Annotated in this window: 24 protein-coding genes; 7 read left to right on the top strand and 17 right to left on the bottom strand. The window is 74.4% G+C overall.

The features are described from left to right. The first annotated feature begins 40 nt into the window (after positions 1–40). Both mptB and DMP15_RS12195 read left to right on the top strand, forming a co-directional pair. On the top strand, positions 41–1654 hold the full coding sequence (gene mptB, locus DMP15_RS12200; RefSeq protein ID WP_337825910.1) for a polyprenol phosphomannose-dependent alpha 1,6 mannosyltransferase MptB: 1614 nt from the start codon (positions 41–43) through the stop codon (positions 1652–1654). Then, on the top strand, positions 1635–2630 hold the full coding sequence (locus DMP15_RS12195) for a phytoene/squalene synthase family protein (protein ID WP_073574257.1): 996 nt from the start codon (positions 1635–1637) through the stop codon (positions 2628–2630). Before mptB ends, DMP15_RS12195 begins: the two co-directional genes overlap by 20 nt. A 13-nt stretch (positions 2631–2643) precedes the next feature. On the opposite strand, the gene DMP15_RS12190 is transcribed toward DMP15_RS12195, so the two are convergent. Beyond that, complete coding sequence (locus DMP15_RS12190; RefSeq protein ID WP_062396076.1) at positions 2644–2997, bottom strand: Rv2175c family DNA-binding protein; 354 nt, start codon at positions 2995–2997, stop codon at positions 2644–2646. A gap of 121 nt (positions 2998–3118) precedes the next feature. Between DMP15_RS12190 and pknB the strand changes: the two genes are divergently transcribed. Beyond that, the gene (gene pknB, locus DMP15_RS12185; protein ID WP_337825909.1) at positions 3119–4984 is read left to right on the top strand and encodes a Stk1 family PASTA domain-containing Ser/Thr kinase; all 1866 of its coding nucleotides are present in this window, start codon (positions 3119–3121) and stop codon (positions 4982–4984) included. Between the two features lie 72 nt (positions 4985–5056). Here the strand turns inward: pknB and DMP15_RS12180 are convergent, their stop codons facing one another. Genes DMP15_RS12180 through uriH form a run of 3 tightly spaced genes read right to left on the bottom strand, consistent with a single transcriptional unit; the run spans position 5057 to position 8342 of the window. Further along, positions 5057–5920: a PfkB family carbohydrate kinase gene (locus DMP15_RS12180; protein ID WP_073574258.1), complete on the bottom strand. Its 864-nt coding sequence runs from the start codon at positions 5918–5920 to the stop codon at positions 5057–5059. Then, entirely contained in the window at positions 5917–7341 is a 1425-nt protein-coding gene (uriT, locus tag DMP15_RS12175; RefSeq protein ID WP_073574259.1) for a uridine transporter UriT, read from the bottom strand. The genes DMP15_RS12180 and uriT overlap by 4 nt, the downstream gene beginning before the upstream one ends. Then, positions 7338–8342, bottom strand: a complete 1005-nt coding sequence (gene uriH / locus DMP15_RS12170) for a uridine-preferring nucleoside hydrolase UriH (protein ID WP_337825908.1) — start codon at positions 8340–8342, stop codon at positions 7338–7340. Before uriH ends, uriT begins: the two co-directional genes overlap by 4 nt. A 119-nt stretch (positions 8343–8461) precedes the next feature. On the opposite strand from uriH, the gene DMP15_RS12165 reads away from it, so the two are divergent. Beyond that, complete coding sequence (locus DMP15_RS12165) at positions 8462–9478, top strand: LacI family DNA-binding transcriptional regulator (RefSeq protein ID WP_218899376.1); 1017 nt, start codon at positions 8462–8464, stop codon at positions 9476–9478. A 49-nt stretch (positions 9479–9527) separates the two neighbouring features. Here the strand turns inward: DMP15_RS12165 and DMP15_RS12160 are convergent, their stop codons facing one another. The 6 genes from DMP15_RS12160 to DMP15_RS12135 form a co-directional block, all read right to left on the bottom strand. Next, a complete protein-coding gene (locus DMP15_RS12160; RefSeq protein ID WP_073574261.1) occupies positions 9528–10931 on the bottom strand; it encodes a class II 3-deoxy-7-phosphoheptulonate synthase in 1404 nt (467 codons plus the stop codon). Positions 10932–10959: 28 nt separating this feature from the next. After that, positions 10960–11460 (bottom strand): polyadenylate-specific 3'-exoribonuclease AS, encoded by a 501-nt coding sequence (locus tag DMP15_RS12155; RefSeq protein ID WP_062396083.1) that lies wholly within the window; start codon positions 11458–11460, stop codon positions 10960–10962. An 87-nt stretch (positions 11461–11547) separates the two neighbouring features. After that, positions 11548–11904 carry a HepT-like ribonuclease domain-containing protein gene (locus tag DMP15_RS12150; RefSeq protein WP_073574437.1) on the bottom strand — a complete coding sequence of 119 codons (357 nt, stop codon included), beginning with the start codon at positions 11902–11904 and terminating at the stop codon, positions 11548–11550. A 24-nt stretch (positions 11905–11928) separates the two neighbouring features. Further along, positions 11929–12240, bottom strand: a complete 312-nt coding sequence (locus tag DMP15_RS12145) for a nucleotidyltransferase family protein (protein WP_083658112.1) — start codon at positions 12238–12240, stop codon at positions 11929–11931. Positions 12241–12319: 79 nt separating this feature from the next. Further along, complete coding sequence (locus tag DMP15_RS12140) at positions 12320–15706, bottom strand: DEAD/DEAH box helicase (protein WP_073574263.1); 3387 nt, start codon at positions 15704–15706, stop codon at positions 12320–12322. A gap of 297 nt (positions 15707–16003) precedes the next feature. After that, complete coding sequence (locus tag DMP15_RS12135) at positions 16004–16759, bottom strand: lysophospholipid acyltransferase family protein (RefSeq protein WP_062396084.1); 756 nt, start codon at positions 16757–16759, stop codon at positions 16004–16006. Between the two features lie 175 nt (positions 16760–16934). Between DMP15_RS12135 and DMP15_RS12130 the strand changes: the two genes are divergently transcribed. Further along, a complete protein-coding gene (locus tag DMP15_RS12130) occupies positions 16935–17429 on the top strand; it encodes a hypothetical protein (RefSeq protein WP_337825907.1) in 495 nt (164 codons plus the stop codon). 5 nt (positions 17430–17434) lie between these two features. Here DMP15_RS12130 and DMP15_RS12125 read toward each other — a convergent pair whose 3' ends face one another. From DMP15_RS12125 to DMP15_RS12100, 6 genes are read right to left on the bottom strand one after another with little or no spacing between them, the layout of a single operon-like run. Continuing rightward, positions 17435–18421 carry an ROK family protein gene (locus tag DMP15_RS12125; RefSeq protein ID WP_337825906.1) on the bottom strand — a complete coding sequence of 329 codons (987 nt, stop codon included), beginning with the start codon at positions 18419–18421 and terminating at the stop codon, positions 17435–17437. Next, positions 18418–18798, bottom strand: a complete 381-nt coding sequence (locus tag DMP15_RS12120) for a hypothetical protein (protein WP_100878141.1) — start codon at positions 18796–18798, stop codon at positions 18418–18420. Before DMP15_RS12120 ends, DMP15_RS12125 begins: the two co-directional genes overlap by 4 nt. Further along, positions 18795–20042 (bottom strand): ArsA family ATPase, encoded by a 1248-nt coding sequence (locus DMP15_RS12115; RefSeq protein ID WP_073574268.1) that lies wholly within the window; start codon positions 20040–20042, stop codon positions 18795–18797. The genes DMP15_RS12120 and DMP15_RS12115 overlap by 4 nt, the downstream gene beginning before the upstream one ends. A 43-nt stretch (positions 20043–20085) precedes the next feature. After that, a complete protein-coding gene (locus tag DMP15_RS12110; protein WP_161151975.1) occupies positions 20086–20523 on the bottom strand; it encodes an SRPBCC family protein in 438 nt (145 codons plus the stop codon). A 20-nt stretch (positions 20524–20543) separates the two neighbouring features. Beyond that, positions 20544–21338, bottom strand: a complete 795-nt coding sequence (locus DMP15_RS12105) for a metallophosphoesterase family protein (protein WP_161151976.1) — start codon at positions 21336–21338, stop codon at positions 20544–20546. A gap of 2 nt (positions 21339–21340) precedes the next feature. After that, positions 21341–21757, bottom strand: a complete 417-nt coding sequence (locus tag DMP15_RS12100; protein ID WP_100878143.1) for a polyketide cyclase / dehydrase and lipid transport — start codon at positions 21755–21757, stop codon at positions 21341–21343. Between the two features lie 205 nt (positions 21758–21962). On the opposite strand from DMP15_RS12100, the gene DMP15_RS12095 reads away from it, so the two are divergent. Beyond that, entirely contained in the window at positions 21963–23807 is a 1845-nt protein-coding gene (locus DMP15_RS12095; RefSeq protein WP_337825905.1) for an AMP-dependent synthetase/ligase, read from the top strand. A 27-nt stretch (positions 23808–23834) separates the two neighbouring features. On the opposite strand, the gene DMP15_RS12090 is transcribed toward DMP15_RS12095, so the two are convergent. Beyond that, positions 23835–24977: a glycosyltransferase family 4 protein gene (locus DMP15_RS12090; protein ID WP_337825904.1), complete on the bottom strand. Its 1143-nt coding sequence runs from the start codon at positions 24975–24977 to the stop codon at positions 23835–23837. Between the two features lie 384 nt (positions 24978–25361). Here DMP15_RS12090 and DMP15_RS12085 point away from each other — a divergent pair, with 384 nt between their 5' ends. Continuing rightward, positions 25362–25694: a hypothetical protein gene (locus DMP15_RS12085; protein WP_073574273.1), complete on the top strand. Its 333-nt coding sequence runs from the start codon at positions 25362–25364 to the stop codon at positions 25692–25694. The last annotated feature ends 2 nt before the right edge of the window (positions 25695–25696 follow it).

Genomic DNA, 25696 nt, shown 5'->3' with positions numbered 1-25696 from the left:
TCATGCTCCCGACGATGCCCGACCAGCACACACGGACACGATGACGGCTCAGCCCTCGCCCCCGCTCCCCCGCCCGGCGGCACCCGAGACGGTGACGCCGGACCCCGGCGCGGGCGCGGTCGTGCCCCCGCCGGCCGCACCGGAGCCCGCGGGCCCCGGTCTGGTCGAGCGGCTCGGCTCGCCGCCGCGGGGTGTCCTGCTGCTGGGGCTGGCCGGGACCGTGCTGATGTTCCTCGGCTCGTTCGGCGGCGGCGGGATCCCGATGCGGGACCCGGTGATCGGCAACTCGGCGCTGTCGTTCTGGCGCTACGGCCACGGCGCGATGCTCGCGACGATCGTGATCTACGTCGGCCTGGTGCTGATGGTGTGGGCGTGGGTGCGGCTGGGCCGCGCCGTGCTCGCCCGGCGCGCCGGTGGCCGCGCGGTGCTGACGACGGCGGCGGTGTGGATGCTGCCGATGCTCGTCACGGCGCCGTTGTTCACCCGCGACCCCTACAGCTACCTCGCCCAGGGCGCGCTGCCCCTGGCCGGGTACGACCCGTACGTCGTCGGGCCGGACACCATGGGCGGGATCTTCACCGACAACGTCCACTTCTTCTGGCAGGACACCCCCGCCCCCTACGGCCCGCTGTTCATCCTGCTCGCGCAGGGCGTGGTCCTGCTGGTCGGCCAGAACGTGCTGCTCGGCGTCGTGCTGATGCGGCTGACCCTGGTCACCGGGCTGCTGCTGCTCGTGGCGGTGCTGCCCGCGCTGACCCGGCACCTCGGCGGGCGTCCCGCGGTCGCGCTGTGGCTGGCCGTGGCGAACCCGGTGATGGTCGTGCACATGGTCGGCGGGGTGCACAACGACCTGCTGGTCGTCGGCCTGCTGCCGCTCGCGGCGCTGCTGGCGCTGCGGCAGCGGTTCGTGTGGGCGATCGTCGTCGCGTCGCTGGCCATGGCGGTGAAGGCCTCGGCCGGGATCGTGCTGCCGTTCCTGGTGCTGGTGTGGGCCGCGACGCTGTCCGGCGGGTTCTGGTCGCGGCTGGTCCGGGCCGGGGTGCCGTCGGTGGCCGTGTTCGGCGTCGTGTTCGGCGGGGCCACCTGGCTCACCGGTCTCGGGCTGGGCTGGCTGCCCGCGCTCAGCGCCCCGTCGATGATCGTGAACTGGCTGTCGGTGCCGACCGCCGTCGGTCAGGCGACGGCGAGCGTGGCCGGGATGTTCGCCGGCGAGGTGAACACCCAGGCGTTCGTGGACACGTTCCGGTTCATCGGCGCGCTGGTGATGGGCCTGCTGATCGCCCTGCTGTGGTGGCGCGGCCGCGACGACCCGCGGGCCGCGGTGCGCAATGCCGCGATCGCCCTCGCGCTGGCCGCCGTGCTCTCCCCCACCACCCTGCCGTGGTACCTGAGCTGGGGGTTCTGCCTGCTCGCGATGACCCCGTGGAGCGCGCGCGGACTGCAGTGGGTGGTCGCCGGCTCGATCTGGCTGATGATCGTGTACTTCCCCGACGGCGAGACCGCCCTCTATGTGCCGCACTACCTGCTGGCGGGTGCCCTGGCCGGTGTCCTGGCTGCGGTGTCGCTGCTCCGCCCGGACCCGCTGGGGCTGCGCCGGGGCGCCCCGGAGGCACCGTCGACCGCGCCCACCACCGATGCGGGCGTCCGCGGCTGAGCGGGCCGGGCGCGTCGAGCTCGACGCCGCCGGCCTGACCGACCCGCAGCTACGGGCCGCCTACGCGGCCTGCCGCGCGCTGCACGCCGAGCACGGGCGCACCTACTTCCTGGCGACCCGGCTGCTGCCCCCGGCGCGACGGGTCGACATCCACGCCCTCTACGGCTTCGCCCGCTTCGCCGACGAGATCGTCGACGACCCCGACGGCGCGGGCGGCGGGGATCCGCACACCCGGCTCGACGCGCTCGACGCCGAGCTGGCGGCCGCACTGGCGGGCGCCCCGCTGCCCGGCAGCAGGCCCGAGGTGCTCGCCGTCGCCGAGACCGCGCGCCGCCACGACCTCGACGCGTCGCTGTTCCGGGACTTCATGGTCTCGATGCGGATGGACCTGACCGTCACCGACTACGCCACCGACGACGAGCTGGCCGTCTACGTGCACGGCTCGGCCGCCGTGATCGGGCTGCAGACGCTGCCGGTGCTCGGGACGGTCGTCCCGCGGGCGGAGGCCGAGCCGCACGCCGCGCTGCTGGGCGTGGCGTTCCAGATCACGAACTTCCTGCGCGACGTCGGCGAGGACCTCGACCGCGGCCGGGTGTACCTGCCCGCCGACGAGCTCGCCGCGTTCGGCGTCGACCGGGAGCTGCTGGCCTGGAGCCGGCGCACCGGGCGCCCGGACCCGCGGATCCGCCGCGCCCTGGCCCACCTGGTCGCCCGGACCCGGGCCACCTACCGGCGGGCCGACCCCGGGATCCCGATGCTGGAGCCGGTGTCGCGGGCCTGCGTCGGCGCCGCCCGGGTGCTGTACGCGGAGATCCTCGACGAGATCGCCGACGCCGGCTACGACGTGCTGACCCACCGGGTCGCGGTGCCGAACCGGCGCCGGGCCGCCGTCGCGCTGCCCCGGCTCGGCCGGGCGCTGGCCGCCCGCGGGACCGAGCTGGCGCGCGAACGCGCCGGGCGTCCGTCCCGCGGGTGAGCCGGCGGAACCCTCAGAAGGCCATGGCCTGGGCGCGGCGCTTGATCTCCTTGTGCCGGCCCGCGCGCAGCGCGGTGATCGGAGCACCGGAGAGCGACTCCTCCTCGGTGAACAGCCAGCTCAGGATGGCGTCGTCGTCGTAGCCGCCGTCGCGGAGGACGACGATCGTGCCCGGCAACCCGCGCACGACACCGTCGTCGTCGAGCAGCGCGGTCGGGACGACGACGTCGTGCCCGTTCTTGAACGACAGGAGCTGACCGTCGCGGACGAGCTGGTGGACCCGGGAGACGGGGATCGACAGGCGGTCGGCCACCTCGGCGACGCTCAGCGTCTCCTCGGTGACCGCGGCGGGGAGGGACTCGTTCACAGCCGGACACTGTCCCACACCGTCCCGGACGGCGCCGACGCCCACCGGACCGGCCCGCCCGCGGCCCCGACGCCGACCACCTGCGCGACCGCCGGGATCGCCCCCGGTAGCCTCACCCGCGATGAGCTCACCGTCCGGTCCGGCCGACCCCGGCATCCCGGGTGGGGCCGGGCGGCTCGCCGCCGACGGCCCCGGCGAGGTGCTGCTCGACGGCCGTTACCGGGTCGGCCCGGTGCTGGCCCGCGGCGGAATGTCGACGGTGCACCACGGCACCGACACCCGTCTCGAACGCGCCGTCGCGATCAAGGTGATGGACCCGCGGATGGCCGGGGACCACGCCTTCCGTACCCGGTTCGACCGGGAGGCGCGGCTGGCCGCCCGGATCGACCACCCGTGCGTCGTCGCCGTCTACGACCGGGGCACCGTCCCCGCGGGCCCGCTGGGCGAGGCCAGCCTGTTCGTCGTCATGGAGCTGGTCGACGGCGGCACCCTGCGCGACGTGCTGCGCGCCCGCGGGGCGCTCGGGCTCCCGGCCGCGGTGCGGGTGCTCGAACCGGTCCTCGCCGGTCTGGCCCGCGCGCACCGGCTCGGCATGGTGCACCGCGACGTGAAGCCGGAGAACGTACTGATCTCCTCCGGCGGCGAGGTGAAGGTGGCCGACTTCGGCCTGCTCACCGCGGCCGCCGAGGCCGGGGTCAGCCACGCCGGGATGATCCTCGGGACGATGGCCTACCTCTCCCCCGAGCAGGTCGTGTCCGGCCGCGCCGACGGCCGCAGCGACGTCTACGCCGCCGGGGTCGTGCTCTACGAGATGCTGACCGGGCAGCCGCCCTACACCGCCGACAACCCGCTGTCGGTGGCCTACCGCCACGTGAACGAGGACGTGCCGCCGCCGTCGGCGCTGGTCCCGGGGCTGCCGCCGGCCGTGGACGCCCTCGTCGCCCGGGCAACCTCGCGGGACCCCGAGCAGCGCCCGGTCGACGCGGAGCACTTCCGCCGCGAGCTGCTGGACACGGCCGACCGGCTGGGCCTGCCCCGGACCGCGACGCCGCGCCCGCCCGGCCCGCCCCCGCCCGACGACGGCGCCACCCTCCCCGCGGGCCCCCTGCGCCACCGGCCGCTCGACGCCGCCGCGCCGGGCCCCGGCGGCACCCGGGTGCAGTCGCGGGCCCGCGGCGCGCACGGCACCGCCGTCACCCCCGCCGGGCAGCCGGAGCCGATGACCCGCGAGGAGCTGGCCGGGCGCCGCCGTCGCGGCCGCCGGGTGTTCGCGCTGTGGATGGTGCTGCTCCTGCTGCTGGCCGCGCTGGCCGGGACGGGCGCCTGGTGGCTCGGGTCGGGCCGCTGGACCACGATGCCCGCGGTCACCGGCCTGGACCGCGAGCGGGCGACCGCACTCGTCGCCGAGTCCGACCTGACGCCCACGGTCACCGAACGGGCCGACGACGACGTGGCGCCCGACCTCGTCGCGCAGGTGGACCCGGCCCCGGAGACCCGGGTGCTGCGCGGGACCACGGTCACCCTGGTGGTGTCCACCGGCCGTCCCGCGGTGCCCGACGTGCCCGCGGGCAGCGCCGTGGACACCGCGGAGGACGCCGTGCGCCGCGCCGGGCTGACCCCGGTGCGCTCGACGAGCGCCGAGGAGTTCAGCACCGAGGTCCCCGCCGGTGCGGTGATCCGCACCGACCCGCCCGCCGGGACCCGGCTCGCCGGTGGTGCCGCGGTCACCCTGGTGACCAGCCGGGGCGCCGAGCCGGCACCGCCGCCCCCGGCACCGACCGCCGAGCCCGCGGCGCCCACCTCCGTGCCGTTCGTGATCGGCATGCGGGCCGACGAGGCGGAGGCGCTGCTGCGTCAGGACGGCTTCGAGGTCGACATCGAGCGCAGCTTCCCCTTCGGTCGCCGCGACGGCCGCGTCGTCGGTCAGGACCCGGGGGCGGGCGGCGACGCCGAGCCCGGCGACACGATCACCCTGACCGTGCTCTGAGCCCGCGCCGCGGGTCGGAGCCGGCGCCCCGGCCGGATGGCGGTCCGGCCGGGACACCGGCGTTCGAGGGGCCTACAGCCCGAAACGGGTGCGCTCGGCGTCGCCGATCGCGGGCAGCTGCGCCCCGGCGACGGTGACCGCGAGGGCACCGGCGCGCACGGCGTAACGCGCGGCGTCCGGCAGGTCGTCCCCCGCGGCGAGCCGCACGGCGACGGCCGCCAGGAACGCGTCGCCCGACCCGGTGGTGTCCACCACATCGGCCCGCATCGCATCCACTGTGGACACAGTAGCCGTTCCCGCGTCGTGCACCTCGCAGCCCGCGGCCCCGCGTGTCACGACCGACCGGGGCACCGGGTGCCCGCCCAGCAGCGCGGCCTCGTGCTCGTTGACCACGAGCACGTCGGTGGCGGCGAGCAGCTCGGCGGGCACCGGGGCGTAGGGCGAGAGGTTCAGCACCACCGTGGTCCCGGCGGCTCGGGCGGCCCGGGCGGCGGCCAGCACCGTCGGGACACCGATCTCCAGGCACAGGGTCAGCACCGCGACGTCGTCGAAGGCGGGCAGGTCCCCCGGCTCCAGGGCGGCGTTGGCACCGGGCGAGACGACGATCGTGTTGTCGCCCGCGGCGTCGACGGTGATGACCGCGGTGCCGGTGGCCGCGCCGGTCCGCACCACGACCCGGTCGACGTCGGCACCGGCGGCGGCGACGGCGTCGCGGACGGTCCGGCCGTGGTCGTCGTCGCCGACCGCGCCGACCATGCCCACGCCGACCCCCGCGGCGGCCCCGAGCCGGGCGGCGGCGACGGCCTGGTTGGCACCCTTGCCGCCGGGGCCCACGGTCAGGTCCGACCCGGCCACGGTCTCCCCCGGCCCCGGGAGGCGCTCGGTGCGCACCACCAGGTCGGCGTTGAGCGAGCCGACGACCAGCACCCGGCTCATCGGGCGTCCACCACGTCGTGCGCGGCGCCGGTCTCGGCGGCGGCCGGGCGCGGGATGAGCAGCGACAGCGCGAACGCTCCCGCGGTGCACGCGGCCCCGACCAGCATGCCCGCGGTGTAGCCGCCGACCCCGGTCTGCCCGGCCCCGCCGACGGCGACCTGCACCGCGGGCAGCACCACGAAGCTGATCCCGGCGCCGAGGTTGAACGCGCCGGCGTTGAGTCCGGGCAGCATGCCGGGCCGGTCGGCGGGCGAGAGCAGCACGCCCAGGCCGTTGAGCATGATGTTGGCGATGCCGGCGTAGGTGACGCCGAGCAACAGCGTCGCGACGACCAGCACCGCGAACGAGTGCACGCCCACGACCGCCAGCAGCGCGGTGGCGACGACGCTGCCGGCCAGCCCGACCCGCAGCACGGTGCGGTAGCCGAGCACCGGGGCCAGGCGACCGGCGAACGGCCCGACCAGCCAGCCGATCAGCGCGTAGGGGGCGAGCAGCGCGAGCGCGGTGAGGTCCGCACCGAGCCCGAACCCGGCCGCCGGGTTCTGCGCGATCGAGGCGACCAGACCGTTGACCACGGCGAACACGCCGGTCATGGTCAGCAGCGTGGTGCCGAGCGTGGCCCAGGTGGCGCGCCGGCGCAGGTCCTCGGGCGCGACGAGCGGCTGCGCGGTGCGGCCCTGCAGCCGCCAGAACACCACCGCGGCGACGACGGCGAGCAGCGCGTACCCGGCGACCCGGCCCCAGCGCGCGTCGGACAGCGCGGCGGCCTCGTCGAAGGCCAGCAGCAGCGCGCCGACCGCGGCGACGAGCGGGACGACCCCGCGCCAGTCCATCCGGGCGCCCTGCGAGGGGCGGGACTCCACGCCCCACACGGCGACGAGCACCAGCGCGACGACGGTGACCGCGGCGATGACCCAGAAGATCGAGCGGAAGCCGTGGTGGGTGGCCAGCCAGCCGCCGAGCAGCGCGTCGAGACCGGCCACGCCGCCGTTCACGGCGGTGATCAGGCCGAGCACGATCCCGTAGCGGCGCGGGTCGGCGATCTCGCTGCGCAGCATGAGCAGGCAGACCGGGACGACCGGCCCGGTGATGCCCTGCAGGGCCCGGCCGGCGAACAGCATCGGCACGCTGACGGCGAGGGCGGCGACGACGCTGCCGACCAGCATGACCGCGAGCATCACCAGCAGCACCCGCCGGCGCCCCGCGATGTCGGACAGCCGCGGCAGGAACAGCGAGAACATCGCCGCGAGGGTGAAGAACATCGTCTGGGACAGGCCGACGGTGGCGTCGTCGGTGCCCAGCTCGCGGGCCATGGTGACCAGTGCGGGGCTGAGCATCGAGGCGTTGAGCTGGAACGCCACGCAGGCGGCCAGCACCGCCACGACGAGCGTGACGACCGGGCGGCGGTCGGGGGTGGTCATGCGATCTGCTCCGTTGCAGCGAGGGCGGCGGCGTCGGCGGGGACGGTCGCGGCCGGGGTGGCGGGGTCGCCGATGGTGCGCAGCGCGTCCACGACGAGCTCCCAGAACCGGGTGTGGTCGAGCTCCAGCGCGGCGTGCGTGCGGCATCCCTGCGGGGCCGGGCCGCGCCGGTCGGCGACCGTCATCCCGGTGGTGTGCCGGCCCGCGGTCTCGACGACGATCGGCATCGGGAACGCCCGCACGATCGTCGGGTCGATGACGTGGGCGACGGCGCACGGGTCGTGCACCGGCGGGGCGTCGAAGCCCTGGACGTCGCGATAGGTGGCGGCGAAGAAGTCCAGCAGCTCGTCGACGAAGCGCGCCGGGCCGGTCCCGACGGCGCGGATCGCGCGGCGCACCTCGGGACCGGCCAGCGCCTGGTGGGTCAGGTCGAGCCCGACCATGACCACCTCCCAGCCCGCCTCGAACACGATCGCGGCGGCCTCGGGGTCGATGGCGATGTTGAACTCGGCCACCGGGGTCCGGTTGCCGACGGCGACGCCGCCGCCCATCAGCACCACCCGCTTGACCCGGCCGACGATCTCGGGGGCGCGCCGGGCGGCGAGCGCGATGTTGGTCAGCCCGCCGGTGGGGACGAGGGTGATGGTGCCCGGCTCGTGGGCCAGCACGGTCTCCACGATGAGGTCCACGGCGTGGGTGTCCACCGCGGCGAACGCCGGCGCGGGCAGCTCCGGGCCGTCCAGGCCGGTCTCGCCGTGGATGTCGGCGGCGACGGCGATCTCCCGCAGCAGCGGGCGGTCGGCACCGGCCGCGAACGGCACGCCGGTGATCCCGGCCAGGGTCGCGACCGAGAGCGCGTTGCGGGTCACCTTGTCCAGCGTCTGGTTCCCGACGACCGTGGTGACGGCGAGCAGCTCGATCCGCGGGTCGCCGTGGGCGAGCAGCAGCGCGATCGCGTCGTCGTGGCCCGGATCGCAGTCCAGGACGATCTTCTCGGTCATCTCCGGTGTCCCACCTCGTCGTCGTGGTCGTCCGGGGCGCTCCGGACGTGTCGACTGTGACCTGTCAAGCGCATGACGTCAAGCGCTTGATGTTTGGCGCGTCCGGGTAGGCTCGCCGGATGGCAGGACCGGTGGGCCGGCGGGTGACCGCGGCGATGGTGGCCCGGCGGGCGGGGACGAGCGTGTCCACCGTGTCGCTGGTGGTGAACGGCAAGTCGCGCGGACGGGTGTCCGCGGTGATCACCGAGCGGGTTCGCGCCGCGGTCGAGGAGCTGGGCTACGTGGTCGACCACGCGGCGAGCTCGCTCGCCCGCGGGACCACCGACCTCGTCGTGCTGCTCGCCCCCGACCTCCCCAACCCCTACTTCGGGCGGGTCACCACCGGGATCCGGGAGGCGCTGGGCAGCAGGCACCAGCTGATGCTGTCGGTGATCGAGGGCGGCGAACAGCCCGGCGCCGACGACGTCCGCCGGGTCGCGGCGTTCCGCCCGGCCGGGCTGCTGGTGCACGCGCCGTCGCCGACGTTCCTCGACGACCTCGAGCCGGGCGGTCCGCCGCTGGTGCTGATGGACGCCCCCGGCTTCGAGGGCCGCGCGGCCACGGTGACCTTCGACCTGGAGCCGGGCGTGCGCGCGCTGGTCGCGCACCTCGCCGAGGCCGGGCACACGGTGCTCGCCTACCTGGAGGGCTCGACGCCCTCGGCCACCTTCACCGTGCGCCGTGAGCTGCTCGCCCGGGTCGCCGCCGAGCACGGCCTGCGGGTCCTCGACGACGGCACCCGGGCCGGGCTGACCCTCGACGCCGCCGCCGACGTCAGCACCGAGGCGCTGCCGCGCTGGCGGGCGGCCGGGGCCACCGCGGTCGTCGCGGCGGCGGACACGATGGCCTACGGCGTGCTGGCCGCGGCGCACCGGCTGGGGCTGGCCGTGCCGGGGGACATCGCCGTCGCCGGGTTCGACGACCTGCCGTACTCACAGGTGACGGCGCCGTCGCTGACGAGTGTGGCGCTGCCGGCGGAGGAGCTCGGCCGGGCCGCGGCCCAGCGGCTGGCCGCCGTGCTCGCCGGGGACGGCGACGGCGCCGCCGCTCCCCTGCTGCCCTCACGGCTGGCGGCCCGGGCCAGCACCGGGGCCTGAGACACACCACCGGGGCGGCTCCGGGTGGAGCCGCCCCGGGACGGACGGGTCAGCCGCGCAGCATCTCCGCGACGAGGAACGCCAGCTCCAGGCTCTGCTGGGTGTTCAGCCGCGGGTCGCAGGCGGTCTCGTACCGGCCGGCGAGGTCGGTGTCGGAGATCCGCTGCGCACCGCCGAGGCACTCGGTGACGTCCTCGCCGGTGACCTCGACGTGGATGCCGCCGGGGTGCGTGCCGAGCGAGCGGTGCACCTCGAAGAAGCCCTGCACCTCGTCGACGATCCGGTCGAAGTGCCGGGTCTTGTAGCCGGTCGAGGCCTCGTGGGTGTTGCCGTGCATCGGGTCGCACTGCCAGATGACCTTGTGCCCGGAGGCGGTCACCTTCTCGACGATCGCCGGGAGCACGTCGCGGACCTTGTCGTTGCCCATCCGGGAGATCAGCGACAGCCGGCCCGGGCGGTTGTGCGGGTCGAGCCGCTCGACGTACTCGACGGCCTGGTCGGGCGTCGTCGTCGGGCCGATCTTCATGCCGATCGGGTTGGCCAGCAGCTCCGCGAACGCGACGTGCGCGCCGTCGAGCTGACGGGTCCGCTCCCCGATCCAGAGGAAGTGCGTGGACAGGTCGTAGAGCTTCGGCGACTCCCCGCCGGTGGGGTCGCGCTCCAGGTCCAGGCGCAGCATGGCGCGCTCGTAGTCGAGCAGCAGCGCCTCGTGGCTGGCGTAGAACTCGACCTGGTGCAGGTTGTGGTCGCGCACCCCGCAGGCGTCCATGAAGCGGACCGCACGGTCGATCTCGGCGGCGACGGCCTCGTAGCGCACGCCCGCGGCGGAGGTGCGGACGAAGTCCTTGTTCCAGTCGTGCACCTTGGACAGGTCGGCCAGCCCGGTCGCGGTCAGGCCGCGGACCAGGTTCATCGCCGCCGAGGCGTTCGCGTAGGCGCGGACCATCCGCGACGGGTCCGGGATCCGGCCCTGCGCGTCCGGGGCGAGCCCGTTGACGATGTCCCCGCGGTAGGACGGCAGCCCGCTCGCGTCGGTCGGCGAGCTGCGCGGCTTGGCGTACTGCCCGGCGATCCGGCCGACCTTGACCACCGGCATCGAGGCGCCGTAGGTCAGGACGACGGCCATCTGCAGCAGCGTGCGGATCGTCGCCCGGATGTGCGGCTCGGTGTTGTCGACGAAGGTCTCGGCGCAGTCGCCGCCCTGGAGCAGGAACGCCTCACCGTTCGCGACGTCGGCGAGCCGCGACTGCAGCCGGTCGACCTCCGGCGGCAGCACCACCGGCGGGACGGACTCGAGGACCTTCCGCACGTCGCCCACCTGCGACGGGTCGGGCCACTCGGGCTGCTGGGCGGCAGGGCGGGAGAGCGCGTCGTCCAGGGCGGAGCGCAGGTCCGCGGGCAGCGGCGGCAGCTCCGGGAGGACGTCGATCGGCGCGTCGACGGACCAGTTCACGCGGCCCAGCCTAGGCCGGGGCCGATCCCTACCGGGGCGCGGCCCCCGTCGCGAGGGTCTCGGCGATCACTTCCCAGCGCCGCAGGTTGTGCCGGGCGTCGGCGAGCGCGTCGTGCGCCTCGGCGGGCGGCGGGGGCAGCGCCGGGCGGCCCGCGTCCTCCCACCGCTGGCGCAGCTCGCGGGTGAAGCGCGGGATCGGCCGCGGCAGCGCGGGCATCGCACCCCACAGCTGGCACAGCGCCACGTGGTCGTAGGCGGCGATCCAGGCCCACAGCTCGACGTCGCCGGGGGCGCCGGTGCAGAAGTCGAGGATCTCCTCGCGCATCCGGGCCCGCGACATCCAGGCCCGGTCGCTGGGCGAGGGCAGCTTGGGCAGCACATTGGCCCGCACCCACTTGCCGGCCCGGTCCGGGTCGAACTCGGTGGACACGGCATAGAACTCGCGGCCGTCCTCGCCGACGATCCCGATCGACACCAGGTCGATCGTCGTGCCGTCCTCGATGAACTCGGTGTCGTAGAAGAAGCGCATTGCCGTCCTGGGCTCGGGTTCGGTCGTGGAGCTGTGCCGCCTGACGAGCGTACGTGCCTCTGCTGCCGTGATCGGGACCGCTCCGGATCAGGTGTCCTCCGTTGCCTGAACCGCACGCAGCTGGATCGCCAGCGCCGGGACTTCCTGGGACGCAGCAGACCAGAGGATCTCGAGATCGATCTCGAAGTACTCGTGCACGACACGATTACGCATGCCCGCCAGTGCCCGCCACGGCAGGTGCGGATGAGCAGCAGTCAGCCCGGGGCTCACGCGTGCAGCAGCCTCACCGAGCACCTGGATCAGATGCGTCAAGACGATCTGCAGGTCCTCGTCGGCATCAAACCGCGCGCGGCCGCGCGCAACCCGGACCCGGATCTTCTCAGCGGCTTCCAACATGTCCGCGATCCGCTCCCGGTCACGTCGGACCAACAGGGATCCCTTCATCACGAGCGATCTTCGAGAAGACAGTCACACTGCCACCGCCTCGGCGAGAACCTGATCACGGACACGTCGTTTGAGACCGTTCACCGTGGCGACCTGTGTGAGAACCCCAAGTGAGTCCTCGACCGCGAGCGCGAAGGAAACCAGGTCGACATAACCGTGGCCGGGTTCCAGGTCGACCAGCAGGTCGAGATCGCTGGTGGGGGTTGATTCGCCACGCGCGACGGAACCGAAGACACGGATGTTGTAGACACCATGACGGCGCCCGACGTCCACGATGTAGTCCCGACGTGCACTCACGTCGGCCAGCGTGACGGCCTGGTGGGTTCCGGCAGTCATCGCGCCTCCCATACGAAACGGTGCGGCGATCGTACTGCGCTCGCGCGATATCGGGACCGGCCGAGCCCGGGCATCGAGCTCATCCGTCGGACGACACCGGCAGCCACTCCGCCGCCGAGCTGAAGAACCGCCGACGGCCCCAGTCTGCGCGATCACCGATGACGTAGAACCTCTCCTGCGCCCGGGACACCGCGACGTTCAACAGGTTCGGCTTCTCAGCCACCCACGCACGGGCGCCGGCAGATCCACCGAGAACCAGGATCACGACCGGCGACTCCTTGCCCTGCACTGTATGAACGGTCCCCATCCGATCGTCCTCCAGTAGCCCCGACAACTGCTTCCTCACAGCAACGACGACGGTGCGGAACGGTGCGATCACCAGTATCTCCTCACGGGTGCATCCACCGGCCGTCAGCTCAGCGACGAGGGTCGCCAACCGTTCGATCTCCGGGCGGACGACGTTGTCCGTGACCGGGCCCCGCACATCGATCCACTGGCTCGGCCGCCACGGGCGTGGCTCCCGCGCCGGAGTCGCGAAGACCATCGGCGAGGACGCGTAGGCGACCGTGTTGGCGATGTCGAACATCGGTCGATCACACCGCCGGTGAACCCGGAGTGGTGCACCCACCCAGATCTCCTCCCCGTCAGGGGACCCCACGGTCGTTCCGAACCGGTTGAGCCGGTCGGCCGCGAGCTGGGCCGAACGCCGCTCCGGCAGCCACTGGTGGTCGACCCCATGGTGGTCCGCGAGCGCGGTCTGGGCGGGCACGGGGAGCGGGACGATCGGTTCGAGCTGCATCGGATCGCCGACCAGCACAGCCCGCTGCGCCCGCCACAGCCCGCCGACCACCGATTGCGCCGTGGCCTGGCCCGCCTCGTCGACCAGAAGCCACCCGAGGTCCTCCCGCCCGAGGTGCTCGAACAAGCGGGGTAACGAGGCGAAGGTCGTCGACACCACCGGAACCATCAGGAAGAACGCCTGCCATGCGGCGCGAGCGACCGGACGATCCGGGGAGAGGTCGCCACCAATGATCTTGTTGGCAGCGATCAGGGCAGGGCGGATGCGGCGTGCAGTGGCGAGGATGAACGCACGGTGCAGCCGTAGGGCCGACTCGAACAGGTCGGCGCGCGCAGCTTCGATCTCCGCGTCCGCCCAGGGGGCGTGACGCTGGAACCCCGGGTCATCCGGGTCTCCGGCGGGAACGTGCTGCGGCCAGCGCGAACGGGCCTCGGCAACGATCTCGGCATCCTGCTCCGCAACCTGGTCCGCTGCCTGCAACGCCTGCTGTACGGCGTCCAGCTCGGTGCGGGCGAGGTCGGCCTCTCTTCTCACGTGCTCGAGCTGCAGCGCAGCGGCGTTCGCCGACGTCAGGGTCTCGACGCGTCGCCGGAGGAGCTCGGCGTGTCCGCGCCGCCAGGATCGGTGAGCCGCCCCGAGAGTCCATACCCGCGCCCACCACCCGGGCTCCTCCACCAGGTGCGACGCGATCTCGCTGTCCACCTGAGCATTACGGAGCTCACAGGCGTTCTGTTCCCGAACGCCCTGCTCCTGCCGTCGCTCCGCGGCGACCGAGATCGCTTCCGCCTGCAGCGCGTCGGCGGCCAGCGCCCTCCGTCTCTCCGGGTAGCCGGTGTGTCGACGCAGCGCGTCGGCAGCAGTCTGGCGGTGTGACGTCAGCCGTTCGACGCGGTCGCGAACCTGCTGGTACGCCTCGACGGCCACCGCCCATTCGCGCTGGCAGGACGCCGGATCGTCGGCTGCTGCGCGGAGTCGAGCCCGCATACCCGGCACCCGTTCGGTGTCCCCGGGCCACCAGACGACGTCGGCGAAGCGACGTCGGTTCTTCCGATTGCCCAGGGCCGCAGCCACGAGTGCCCAGGCCGGCTTGGCCAGGAACCGGGACGCGAGGTCCGGGAAGTGCCCGACGGTCCGGAGCCGGTCGATCTCGTCCTCCGGTGCGGTCGGCAGCTCGTGGGTGACGTTCTCGGCCGCGGCATTGGAGTTCGTGGCCAACACGACTTCCCACCCGGTCAGGTCCGGACGCAGGGTCGGCACGGGCCGGCGTACTCCGTTCTCGACGTAGAAGACCTCCCCGACGAAGGCCGCGTCCAGCGACGGGAGGGCGGAGAGGATCTCGGCACGACGAACCACCACTGCGGCGACGACGTCACGGAGCAACGTGGTCTTACCCGTCCCGGGAGGTCCGTTGACGGTCGTCACTCCCGTGCCGTCTGCCAGCTCACCCACGATCCGGTTGACCGCCAGCTGCTGACCGGTCGCCAGCGGGTTCTGTCGGCCGACCGGCCAGCGACCAGGCGGACGCATCGACGGCTCGACGTGTGGCAGGACGGATGCACCGTCCGCGAACGTGTCGATCCGCCGACCCGGATCGATGCCGCGGTCCGGGGCGAGGTAGCGCCGGAGCGCATCTCCGGCGTCACCGCTGCGCAGCGCGGCAGCGATCCGGGACAGGTCGGTTCCGATGAAACTGTTCAGCATCGGTGACGTGTCGTCGTCGTACCGTCGCGATGTCGGAACCGACTGGAGCACGACGCGGATACCGGTGGGCTCCAGGCTGCGGTCGATATGCAGGAGTCGCGCCAACTCCGCCACGAATGTCGCCAGATAACCGGCGGTCATCGTCGTGGCCGGTGGACGGGGTGGCCTGCTTTCCTGAGGTGTCGGCCCGGCGTGCGTTCCATTCCCGTCGGGTCGCGTGATCGTCAGCAGCTTCTCGGCGAACGTGCCGGCGGCGGAGCCCGCGTAGCCGCCGACCAGCGGTCCGGCCACCCCGGTGATCGCCACCGAGGCGGCACCGGTGACGAGACCGCCGAGCGTCTTCGCCCCTTCGTTGAGCGCGTCAGTCGCGGCACCGCTGACGTGTCGTCCGACCGCGCGGGCGACCCGCCGGGCACCCGAGGCCTCCTCTGAACCATGCGGACCGGGCGAACTCGTGGCATCGGAGGCGGCGGTCGACGGAGCAGACAGCCTGTTCAACGCCGCTGCGAACGCCTCGCCCTCCTGCTCGAACCCGTCGAGCCAATTCCTCGCGCGCGGTCCTGGTGCCCGGAGCCGCCCGACGGCCCACGCGCACGACGACAGCGCAGCGGAGTTCTCGACGAGGTAGCCGTCCGCCCCGATCGCGAAGGCGAACAGCGCGCCCTGCCCGGAGCGTCGTTCGGGCCCCGCCCGGTCTGCTCCGAACACCCGGACGATCTCACGCTGGACGCGGACGGCATCGAACAGACCGGCATGGACGACGTAACGCCACTCCCTGTCCGGGCCGGCGTCACGCCGAGCAGCCTCGTGGCCTTCCTGCCACGGCAAGGGGCCGGACCCCGCGATGTCGAAGGTGGTCGGCGGTTGCCCCGGGCCGACCCGGGCCGCACGCGGGGCACGCTGGAAAGTGAACAACTCCACCGAACGCCAGAACTCCACGACGTCCGCTGCATGCTCGTCCGCCACTCAGCTCCCCCACGGCTCGACGACCTTCGATCGTAGAGGAGGTCGTCCACCTACCGGATCGAAACGAGCATGCTCGACGCCCTTGTCGCAAGCCGCAAACTCCACTGCCCGGACAGGTGAGCGGGCCGCCGTCCGGTTCCGGCCGGCCCGGTCGCCTGCTTCGCCTCCCGGGAGGTCACCGACCGCCGAATTCTGCCGGGCGACAGGTCGGTCCACCACGCGCCCTCATCGGCAGAGGAGCCTTCGCCCAGCTCCACATCGGTGGGTCACATCGCCGAGATGCACTTCCGGTGTCGGTCAGGAGGCGCGGGAGTCGGGCACGTTCGCGTCCGGCCGCTGCGGGGCGGGACGCGACGGCGCGGGCGGTGGCGCACCGGCCGCGGCCTTCTCCTTGACCGACGCCGCGTAGAGGTCGACGTAGGTCTGCCCGGACAGCTCCATCAGCGAGTACATGATCTCGTCGGTCATGGAGCGCTCGATGAACCGGTCCCCGGCCATGCCCTCGTAGCGGGAGAAGTCCAGCGGCTCGCCGATCACGATCTTCACCTTGCGCGGGCGCCACATCTTGGAGCCGATGGGGTTGACCTTGTCGGTGCCCACCATGGCGACCGGGATGACCGGCACCCCGGCCTCCAGGGCCATCCGGGCGACGCCGGTCTTGCCCTTGTAGAGCCGCCCGTCGGGCGAGCGGGTGCCCTCCGGATAGATCCCGAGCAGCTTGCCCTCGTTCAGCAGCCGGACCGCGGTGTCCATCGCGGCGCGCGCCGCGGACCCACCGGAACGGTCCACCGGGACCTGCCCGACGCCGGTGAAGAACTGCTTCTTGAACCAGCCGCGGATCCCGGGCTCGGTGAAGTACTCGCGCTTGGCGAGGAAGGTCACCCGGCGCGGCAGCATCAACGGCAGGAAGAAGGAGTCGGCCACCGCGAGGTGGTTGCTGGCGAGGATCGCGCCGGCACCACCGGGCACGTTCTCGGCACCACGCACCTCCGGCCGGCAGAACAGCCTCATCAACGGGCCGAGCAGCACGAACTTGGACCACCAGTACAGCACCCTGCGCTGCCTCCCTACCGACTTCGGCGACAGCCTACGGAGCGTCGACACCTCCTCACAACGGGGCGGTGGTCACCGGGGTCGGGCGGTCCCCGCGCGGGCCCGTGGGCGGTGTCGGCCGGGACACGGGCCGTGACAGGATGGAGCCGCCGCGAGCGGGGAGGGACGGACCGGTATGAGCTCCGCAGACCCCTCGCGCGACCGCGAGGACCGGCCCGACGACTTCGACGCGATCGTCGCCGCCTGGCGCGACGAGGGCTCGGTCCCGGACTGGCCCGCCGAGCCCGTGGAGCGCACCGACCGTACGGACCGCGGCGACGCCGGTGACGTCGCGGGCGCGGCGGGCGGCGCCGACCGGCCCGCGCACCGGCCGGGCCCGGCCGCCCCGCACCCGGGCACCGGCACGGGTGCCGACCCGGACGACCACTACCACCCGCCGGAGCCGCCGCCGCTGCCACGGCCGGGACCACCGGCCGTCGTGGGTGGCGGGCTGATCGGGGTGGGGCTGCTGCTGTGCATCGCGCCGGGCCTGATCGGCGTCGGCGGGACCTGGCCGCTGCCGCTGGGACTGGTGCTCATCGCGGCCGGCCTGGGCTGGCTGCTGCTGCGCCTGTGGAGCCCCGACTCTGACGAGGGCCCCGACCCCTGGGACGACGGCTCGCGGCTGTAGCGCGCTCAGCGCCGGGCGCCGGTCCGCAGGCTCTCGCGGGCCAGCGTCGCCGCGCCCACGACGGCGGCGGCCGCGCCGAGCTGCGCGGTCCGGATCCGGGCCAGCGGCCGGTTGCCCGCCCCGGTGAGGATGCGGGCGTAGTGCTCGCGGGCGGCGTCGAGGAACAGCGGAGCCGACGCCGACACCCCGCCCGCGATCACCACGAGGTCCGGGTCGAAGACGTCCGCGACGAGCGAGAGCCCCTCCCCCAGCCAGCGCCCCATGTCGTCGACGGCGGCGCGGGCGACCGGGTCCCCCTCACGGGCGGCCGCGGCGACCCGCTTGCCGGTGACCCGCCCCGGGTCGACGGCGGCCTCACGGGCCAGCCCGGACGGGCCCGGCACGGCGCCGCCCGAGAGCATCTCCAGCGCGGTGGCACCGAGTGCGGTCCCGCTGCAGTAGCGCTCCCAGCAGCCGCGCTTGCCGCACGGGCAGGCCCGCCCGTCCGGGACGACCCGCAGGTGCCCCAGCTCGGGTGCGACGCCGTGCGCGCCGCGGAACAGCTCGCCGTCGAGCAGCAGGGCACCGCCGATCCCGGTGCCCAGCGCGATCACCAGTGCCACCGAGGCACCGGCCGCGGCGCCGTGGCGCCGCTCGGCGAGCGCGGCGGAGTTCGCATCGTGCTCCACGACGACCGGGATCCCGCCGAGCCGGGCGCCGATCCGCTCGGCGACCGGGGCGTCGCGCCAGGACAGGTGCGGCGCGTAGCGGACCAGCCCGCGGGGGGCGTCGACGAACCCGGCGAGCGCGAGCCCGACGGCGGCGACGGTGTGCCGGCGTCGCAGCTCGTCGACCGCACCGGCGATGGCTGCCTCCAACGCGTCGTCGGTGCGCGGGGTCGGCGCGGAGGCGGTGTCGAGGATCCCGCCCTCGGCATCGACGACACCCGCGCGCACGCTGGTGCCCCCGACGTCCACCCCGATGGTGCGGACGTCGGACATCCGGGGGCTCATGTCCGGTGCACCACGATCCGCTGCACGGAGCGTCCGCCGCCGTGTGGGCGGCGGGGCTCCTGGCGCGCGGGCGGGGCGGCCTCCTCCAGCACCGCGACGAGCACGGCGAGCAGCCCGCCGGCGTGGTCGGCGAGCCGGGTGACCAGCTCCGACCGCTCCCCCCGCACGACGGCGATCAGCGCGCACACCGGGCAGGCGGTGCAGGAGCCCGCGTCGCCGGGGCCGGGGTCGCTCCCGGCGGCCCGCAGCGAGTCCGACATCGTCTCGGTGGCCGCGCGCAGCCGGTCGAGCAGCGCCATCGCGGTGACCCGGAGGTCCTCCGGGATGCCGCTGTGATCGCCGCAGTGGGTGCCGCACCGCGTGTCACGGCCGCTCACGAGGTCATCCAGGTGCCCGGGTCGGGCACGAAGGAGATCACCAGGCGGGCGTCGGAGCCGCGGCCCTCCAGCCGGGCACCGGTGGCCTCGCAGCGGCGCAGGACCGACGGCAGCGAGACCACGCGCCGGGAGAACCCGATACCGACGACCATGTCGTCGCCGACCCGGGCGAGGTCCAGCGGGGCGTCCTGGGCGCCGGGCAGCGCCACGTCGAGCTCGAACTCGGTGTCGGCGGAGACGCCGTGGCCCGCGGTGCGGCGCAGCTCCATCAGCGGCCGTGGCGGGGCGCCGTCGGCGGTGCCCGCGGGGTCGTCGTCGCCGTAGACCGACAGGGCCAGCTCGCGCAGCGCACCGACGCCGGTCGGCTCGGCGGCGGTGTAGCGGACCGCGGTCACGGGTACGTCCGCGCCGAGCTCGCCCAGCTCGGCGAGCACGGACTGCTGCTCGGTGGCGCGTTCGCGCAGCCAGCGCGCCGCGGGCCCGCGCAGCGACGGCGGCGGGCCGGGCATCACCCGGTTCGCCAGCAGCCCGTCGACCCGCAGCTCGTGCAGGGCGAGCGCGGTCAGCGTCCGGCGGGTCTCGGCCGCGACGACCCGCTCCGGGGTCAGCACCAGCCGGATCGAGGTGCGGGAGCGGTCGGCGAGCAGGCCGCGCAGCCCGCGCAGCTGCTCGGCCAGCACGCCGAGCGCGTCGATCGTGCGGTCCCAGCCCGCGCCGTCGGCCTTGGCCCCGGCGAGCCCGGCGACCAGGCCGCGCACGGCGCGGCGGTGCGCGGGGAACAGCCGCTCCAGGTAGCCCGACAGCGCCTCGGGCAGGGTGAGCAGCCGCAGCGTCTCCGCGGTCGGCCCGCAGTCGACGACGACGACGTCGAAGCGGCCCGAGTCGGCGTAGCGCTGCACCTCGACCAGCGCGAGGAGGTCCTCGACGCCGGGCAGCACGGTCAGCTCGTCGGCGACGAGCTCGTCCACACCGGCCCCGGCGAGCATCGTGCGCAGGTGCCCCTGCAGGTCGCCCCAGGCGCCCTCGAGCAGGTGCCGGGCCTCGATGTGGGCGCCCCACAGGTTCTCGGTGACCTCGGCGGGCTCGGCGCCCAGCTCGGCGTCCAGCGCGTCGCCGAGGGAGTGCGCCGGGTCGGTGGACACGACCAGCGCGGACCGGCCGGTCCCGGCCACGTGCGCGGCCGTCGCGGCGGCCAGGGTCGTCTTGCCGACCCCGCCCTTGCCGGTGAAGAGCACGACGCGCACAGCGCGGAGCCTAACGATCGCGTCCGGGTCGCCGCCGACCGGCTCAGCCCTTCTCGACGCGGCGCTTGAGGCCCTTCAACGCGGCGTCGATGATCACTTTCTCCGCCTTGCGACGGAGCATCCCGATCATCGGGAAGTTGACCTCGACGCTGAGCTCGTAGGTGACGGTGGTGCCGCCGGCGTCGCCGACCAGCCGGTACGCGCCGTCCTGGGCGCGCTGGATGCCGCCCTTGACCAGCGTCCAGGACACCGAGCGGTCGTCGGCGGCCCAGTCGTAGTCGAGGGTGTAGGTGTCCTTGATGGCCCCGGCGTCCATCGCGAAGCGGACCTGGCGGGCGCGACCGTCGGCACCGGCGTCGAGGATCTCGACGCTGGTGATCTGGTCGGTCCACTCGGGGTAGGACGCGAAGTCCGCGACCACCGCCATGACCCGCTCCGGCGGGGCGTCGATGTGGATCGAGGACGAGGTCGCGTCGGCCATGGCGGGAGGCTATCCGGTGGTCAGAACCGGAGCACGTAGGGCGTGCCGTGCGCGCGGAAGTGTCCGGCGTTGACGCACTCGGTGCGGCCGATCCGCGCGCGACGGTGCAGCGGCTGGTGCACGTGACCGAACAGGGCGTGCGACGGCTGCTCGGCCCGGATCCGCGCAGCCAGCGGGGCGCTGGCGATCTCGGCGCGGCGGGTGACGACGTCGTAGGTCAGGCCCGGGTGCGCCGGCGGGACGTGGGTGCACAGCACGTCGGCCGGGCCGAGCGCGTCCAGGCGCGCGGTCCAGTCCTCGTGGGTCACGAAGTGCGGCCGCCAGGGGCCGGTACGGCGCGGGTCGATCCCGGGCGGCAGCGGCACCCCGCCGAGGAAGCCGAACCGGCGACCGCCGATCTCGACCACCCGTCCGTCGGCGCGGGTGACGCCGTCGGTGTCGGGCCAGGCGTCGGGGACGTCGACGTTGCCCGGGATCGCCCAGACCGGTACCCCGAGCCCGCCCAGCACCCCGAAGACCTCGGCGTACTGCGCGGCGACGGCCTCGGCGACGGCGGCGGCCGGGTCGGTGAACCGGGCCCAGGAGCGCTCCAGCAGACCCAGCATCTGCCCGCGCGGCGCCCCGATCCGGCGCATCCGGCCGAACTCCGCGGCCACCTCGGGCCCGAGCAGCCGGGAGATGATCCCGTTGGTCGGGTCGCGGTAGTCGATGAACTCCAGCAGGTCGCCGAGTACCAGCACCCCGTCGGCGCCCTCGGCGGCGCGGGCGAGCGGGACGGTGGCGCCGTGGACGTCGGTGACGACGTGCAGCCGCACGCTCAGGCCGTCCGGTCCGGCCGGAACGCCGACGGCGCGACGCCCGCCGGGCGCCCGTCCTCCAGGCGCCGTTTGAGCGCGAAGGCGTGCGCCTTGAACGCTCGGTGCCGCCGGTCGGACTCCGCGCGCAGCCACCGGCGGCGCCGCAGCCGGCCACCGGGCGGCGGGCCGTCCGGGTCCGCGCGCAGGAAGAAGTGCAGGACGGTGCCGTCGCCCTCCGGCTCGCACCAGACCTCCATGGTCCCGACGAGCGCGCCGGTCACGGTCCAGCGCAGCCCGGCCGGTCCGCGGTCGTGCGCGACCTCGGGGCGCAGGTCGGGCCAGTACGACGGCCACCGGGCCGGGTCGGCGAACTCCGCCGCGACCCGCTCGCGGGGCACGGCCAGGAAGGTCTCGTCGATCACGTCGATCGCGGGCACCCGGTCAGCGTGCCACCCCGTGCGACGGCGCCGGTCACGGGTACCGTCGCGGCCCGGACCGGACCGGCGGCACCACCGACCGATCCGTTATGTCCGAATCGATGTACGTGGACCCTACTCTCCGGTAGGTTCTGCTCCGAGGTGTCGCCGCAGCCGTCGCGGTGACCGCGTTCAGCCTGTCGAGGCCGCCAGGAGGTCGATCCCCGTGCGTGAGTACAGCGTTCCCGCCGCGGTGTCCGTGGGAGACGAGGAATCGCTCTCGGACGCCGTGTTCGACAACGCCACGCAGCACCCGTCGGACGTGCTCTACCGCCGCAAGGGCGCGGACGGGAGCTGGTCGGAGGTGACCGCGGCCGAGTTCGGTGAGCAGGTCACCCGGATCGCCGCCGGGCTTATCGCCGCGGGTGTGCAGGCCGGGGACCGGGTCGCACTGCTGTCGCGGACCCGGTACGAGTGGACCCTGTTCGACTACGCGATCCTCGCCGCGGGCGGGGTCACCGTGCCGATCTACGAGACGTCGTCGCCGGACCAGATCTCCTGGATCGTGTCCGACTCCGGCGCCGTCGGGATCGTCGTGGAGACCGCCGAGCACGCCGCGTCGGTGGAGAAGGTCCGCGGGGACCTGCCCGAGCTGCGCACCGTCTGGCAGATCGAGCCTGCCGCGTCGGCCCCGGACGCCCCCTCGGCGGTCGAGCAGCTGCGCGGCCTCGGCGCGGACACCCCCGACGACGTGGTGCACGAACGTCGCGGCGGGGTGCGCGCCGACGACCTCTGCACCCTGATCTACACCTCGGGCACCACCGGTCGCCCCAAGGGCTGCGAGCTGACCCACCGCAACCTGATCGCCGAGATCCGCACGATCGCCGCGACGATCCCGCACCTGTTCGAGCCCGGGGACTCGGTGCTGCTGTTCCTGCCGCTCGCGCACGTGTTCGGCAAGGCCATCCAGTGCGGCTGCCTGTCCACCCGCACGATCGTCGGCCACTCCCCCGACGTGAAGACCCTGCTGCCCGACCTGGCGGACTTCCGGCCGACCTTCCTGCTCGCGGTGCCGCGGGTGTTCGAGAAGGTCTACAACGGCGCGCGGCTCAAGGCGCACAACGACGGCAAGGGCAAGATCTTCGACGCGGCCGCCGACACCGCGATCGCCTACTCCGAGGCCCTCGACGCGGGCGGGCCCGGCCTGCTGCTCAAGGCCCGGCACGCGCTGTTCGACAAGCTCGTCTACGGCAAGCTGCGCGCCGCCGTCGGCGGCCGGGTCAAGGCCGCGGTGTCCGGCTCGGCCCCGCTCGGGGGCCGGCTCGGGCACTTCTTCCGCGGCGTCGGGCTGCCCGTGCTGGAGGGCTACGGCCTGACCGAGACCTCCGCCGGCATCACCCTGAACACCCTCGACGCCCAGCGCGTCGGCTCGGTGGGCCGCCCGGTCCCCGGCTGCGCGGTCCGGATCGCCTCCGACGGCGAGATCATGCTGCGCGGCGACATCGTCTTCCGCGGCTACTGGAAGAACGAGGAGGCCTCGAAGGAGGCCCTGGAGTCCGACGGCTGGTTCCACTCCGGCGACATCGGCGAGCTCGACGACGCCGGCTTCCTCACCATCACCGGCCGCAAGAAGGAGATCATCGTCACCGCCGGCGGCAAGAACGTCGCCCCGGCCGTGCTCGAGGACCGGCTGCGGGCGCACCCGCTGGTCGGGCAGTGCATCGTGATCGGCGACCAGAGGCCGTTCATCTCCGCGCTGGTCACCATCGACCCGGACGCCCTGCCGGGCTGGCGCGAGCGCAACGGCAAGCCCGCGGGCGACGGCAGCTCGGCCGCCGACCTCGTCGACGACCCGGAGCTGCGCGGCGAGATCGCGGCCGCGGTCGAGGACGCCAACCAGGCCGTCTCGCGGGCCGAGCAGATCCGCAAGTTCACGATCCTGCCGCACGACTTCAGCGAGGCCGGCGGCGAGCTGACGCCGACGATGAAGGTCAAGCGCAAGGTCGTCGTGGAGTCCTACTCCGGCGAGATCGAGGCGCTCTACGCGGGGACCACCGCCGACAAGGGCTGACCCCGCCGTCGACGACGGGTCGTGCACTCAGCGCGGCCCGTCGTCGCCGGTCAGGAAGCCGTGCAGGCGCGCCGCCGACGACGGCCCACCCCAGACCCGCCGGACGTGGGCCCGTCCGGCGCGGCCCATCGCCGTCGCCCGGGCGGGGTCGGCGAGCAGGTCCGCGACCCGGTCGGCGACGGCGGCGACGTCACGTCCCGGCACGACGTGGCCGGTCACACCCTCCTCGACGGTCTCCGGCGCGCCGCCGGAGTCCCCCGCGACGACGGGCAGCCCCGACGCCGCGGCCTCCAGCAGCGCGATCCCCAGCCCCTCGACGTCGAGCCCGCCGAGGTGGGTGCGGCACGGCAGGGCGAACACGTCACCGGCGGCGTGGTGCGCGGCGAGCTCGGCGGCCGGGACCCCGCCGGTGAGCACGACGGCGTCGGTCACCCCGGCGCGTGCGGCCAGTCTGCGCAACCGGTCCCGGTAGGGGCCGCCGCCGACGAGCAGCAGCCGGGCGCCCGGCACCCGGCGGCGGATCCGCGGCAGCGCCGCGACCAGCACGTCCTGGCCCTTGCGCGGCACCAGCCGGGACACGCACGTCACGACCGGTGCGTCGCCGAGCCGGTACCGGGTCCGGACCGCGGCGCGGGCGTCCGGGTCGGGTGCGAACCGGACGGTGTCCACCGGGGGCGGCAGGACCTCCAGCGCCGCGTCCGGGCCGAACGCGCCGGCGAGCCGGCCGCGGGTCCAGCGCGAGACCGTGGTGACGACGTCGGCGTCCCGGCCGATCCGGTGCAGCGCCCGGCGCGCGCCGGGCAGCATCGACCAGCCGACCTCGTGGCCGTGCGTGGTGGCGACGACCCGCTCCACCCCGGCCCGGCGGCGGAGGTACGGGCCGAGCAGCCCCAGCGGCGCGGCCGCGCCGAACCAGACGGTCCCGGCGTCGTGCTCGCGGGCCAGCTCCGCGGCGCGCCGGGCGACCTCGGGGACCGGCAGCATCAGCGACGACCGGTGCCGGTGCACGGGGAACGGCAGCGCGGCGTCGTGGTCGGCGGCACCGCGCCAGGCGGGCGCGTGGACCGCGAGCGAGTCCGGCGGGAGCGCGCGGGCGAGGTCGGACAGGTAGGACTGGATGCCGCCGGGCCGGGGCGGGAAGTCGTTGGTCACCAGCAGCGTGCGCGCCACGGTCGGCGACGCTAGTCCTCGGCGGGGCGCCGGCCGCCGGTGGTCACCGGCGGACTGGCGGCGGGGGTCGGGACGGCGGCTCCGCACACGCGCTGCGCGTCGGGGATGCGGGCCGCCGTCCGACACTCCGGGGAGCGGACGAGTTCCGCGTCCTCACCGTTGCGTGACCGGATCGGTCGCCCGCCGGGGTGGCGCTGCTCCGTACGAGTGGTGGTGTCCGCTCGACGGCACAGCTGGTGAGGATGTCGTGCTGTTCAGGTGAACGAGCGCGGCAGCCCGCGGTGACGGCCCCGGCCCGGATTTTCTTCGGCGCGGCCATTCTGTCGGACCCCTCCCCTAGCGTCCGCGGTGCTCGACCACCTCGGGTCCGACGAAGGAGGAGCCATGATCGTCGACTGCGATCGCTGCGAGGTCCGCGGGGCCGCGTGCGGTGCCTGCGTCATCGGGGTGCTGCTGGAGGTCCCGGAGGACGACCGGCCGATCCCCTACCTTCCCGTCGACCTGCCGGCCGGCACGGAGGCCACGACCGTCGTCCCGGTGGAGTTCGCCGAGCCGGAGCGCCGGGCGCTGCAGGTGCTGGCCGAGGGCGGCCTCATCCCGCACCTGCGTCTGGTCGAGCCGGGCGCACCGGCGCCCGGTCGAGCCGGACGTACGGCGCTGCCGATGCCGGTGGTCCCGCCGGCCGGGCACGGGCCCCGGCACCGTGACGTGGGGTGAGC

It is taken from the genome of Pseudonocardia sp. UM4_GMWB1, from assembly GCF_017312155.1.
Classification (GTDB): domain Bacteria; phylum Actinomycetota; class Actinomycetes; order Mycobacteriales; family Pseudonocardiaceae; genus Pseudonocardia; species Pseudonocardia alni.
The sequence above is the reverse complement of the archived record's forward strand: the minus strand, read 5'-3'. Positions and strand labels throughout refer to the sequence as shown.

Excerpts from the sequence above, each read along its gene's own strand:
- uriT (WP_073574259.1), bottom strand. The coding sequence starts at position 7,341 with ATGACCACCCCCGACCGCCGCCCGGTCGTCACGCTCGTCGTGGCGGTG.
- DMP15_RS12155 (WP_062396083.1), bottom strand. The coding sequence starts at position 11,460 with ATGCGCTTCTTCTACGACACCGAGTTCATCGAGGACGGCACGACGATC.
- DMP15_RS12110 (WP_161151975.1), bottom strand. The coding sequence starts at position 20,523 with ATGGCCGACGCGACCTCGTCCTCGATCCACATCGACGCCCCGCCGGAG.
- DMP15_RS12150 (WP_073574437.1), bottom strand. The coding sequence starts at position 11,904 with ATGAAGGGATCCCTGTTGGTCCGACGTGACCGGGAGCGGATCGCGGAC.
- DMP15_RS12195 (WP_073574257.1), top strand. The coding sequence starts at position 1,635 with ATGCGGGCGTCCGCGGCTGAGCGGGCCGGGCGCGTCGAGCTCGACGCC.
- DMP15_RS12130 (WP_337825907.1), top strand. The coding sequence starts at position 16,935 with ATGAGCTCCGCAGACCCCTCGCGCGACCGCGAGGACCGGCCCGACGAC.
- uriH (WP_337825908.1), bottom strand. The coding sequence starts at position 8,342 with ATGACCGAGAAGATCGTCCTGGACTGCGATCCGGGCCACGACGACGCG.
- DMP15_RS12085 (WP_073574273.1), top strand. The coding sequence starts at position 25,362 with ATGATCGTCGACTGCGATCGCTGCGAGGTCCGCGGGGCCGCGTGCGGT.
- DMP15_RS12180 (WP_073574258.1), bottom strand. The coding sequence starts at position 5,920 with ATGAGCCGGGTGCTGGTCGTCGGCTCGCTCAACGCCGACCTGGTGGTG.
- mptB (WP_337825910.1), top strand. The coding sequence starts at position 41 with ATGACGGCTCAGCCCTCGCCCCCGCTCCCCCGCCCGGCGGCACCCGAG.
- DMP15_RS12145 (WP_083658112.1), bottom strand. The coding sequence starts at position 12,240 with ATGACTGCCGGAACCCACCAGGCCGTCACGCTGGCCGACGTGAGTGCA.
- DMP15_RS12125 (WP_337825906.1), bottom strand. The coding sequence starts at position 18,421 with ATGAGCCCCCGGATGTCCGACGTCCGCACCATCGGGGTGGACGTCGGG.
- pknB (WP_337825909.1), top strand. The coding sequence starts at position 3,119 with ATGAGCTCACCGTCCGGTCCGGCCGACCCCGGCATCCCGGGTGGGGCC.
- DMP15_RS12165 (WP_218899376.1), top strand. The coding sequence starts at position 8,462 with ATGGCAGGACCGGTGGGCCGGCGGGTGACCGCGGCGATGGTGGCCCGG.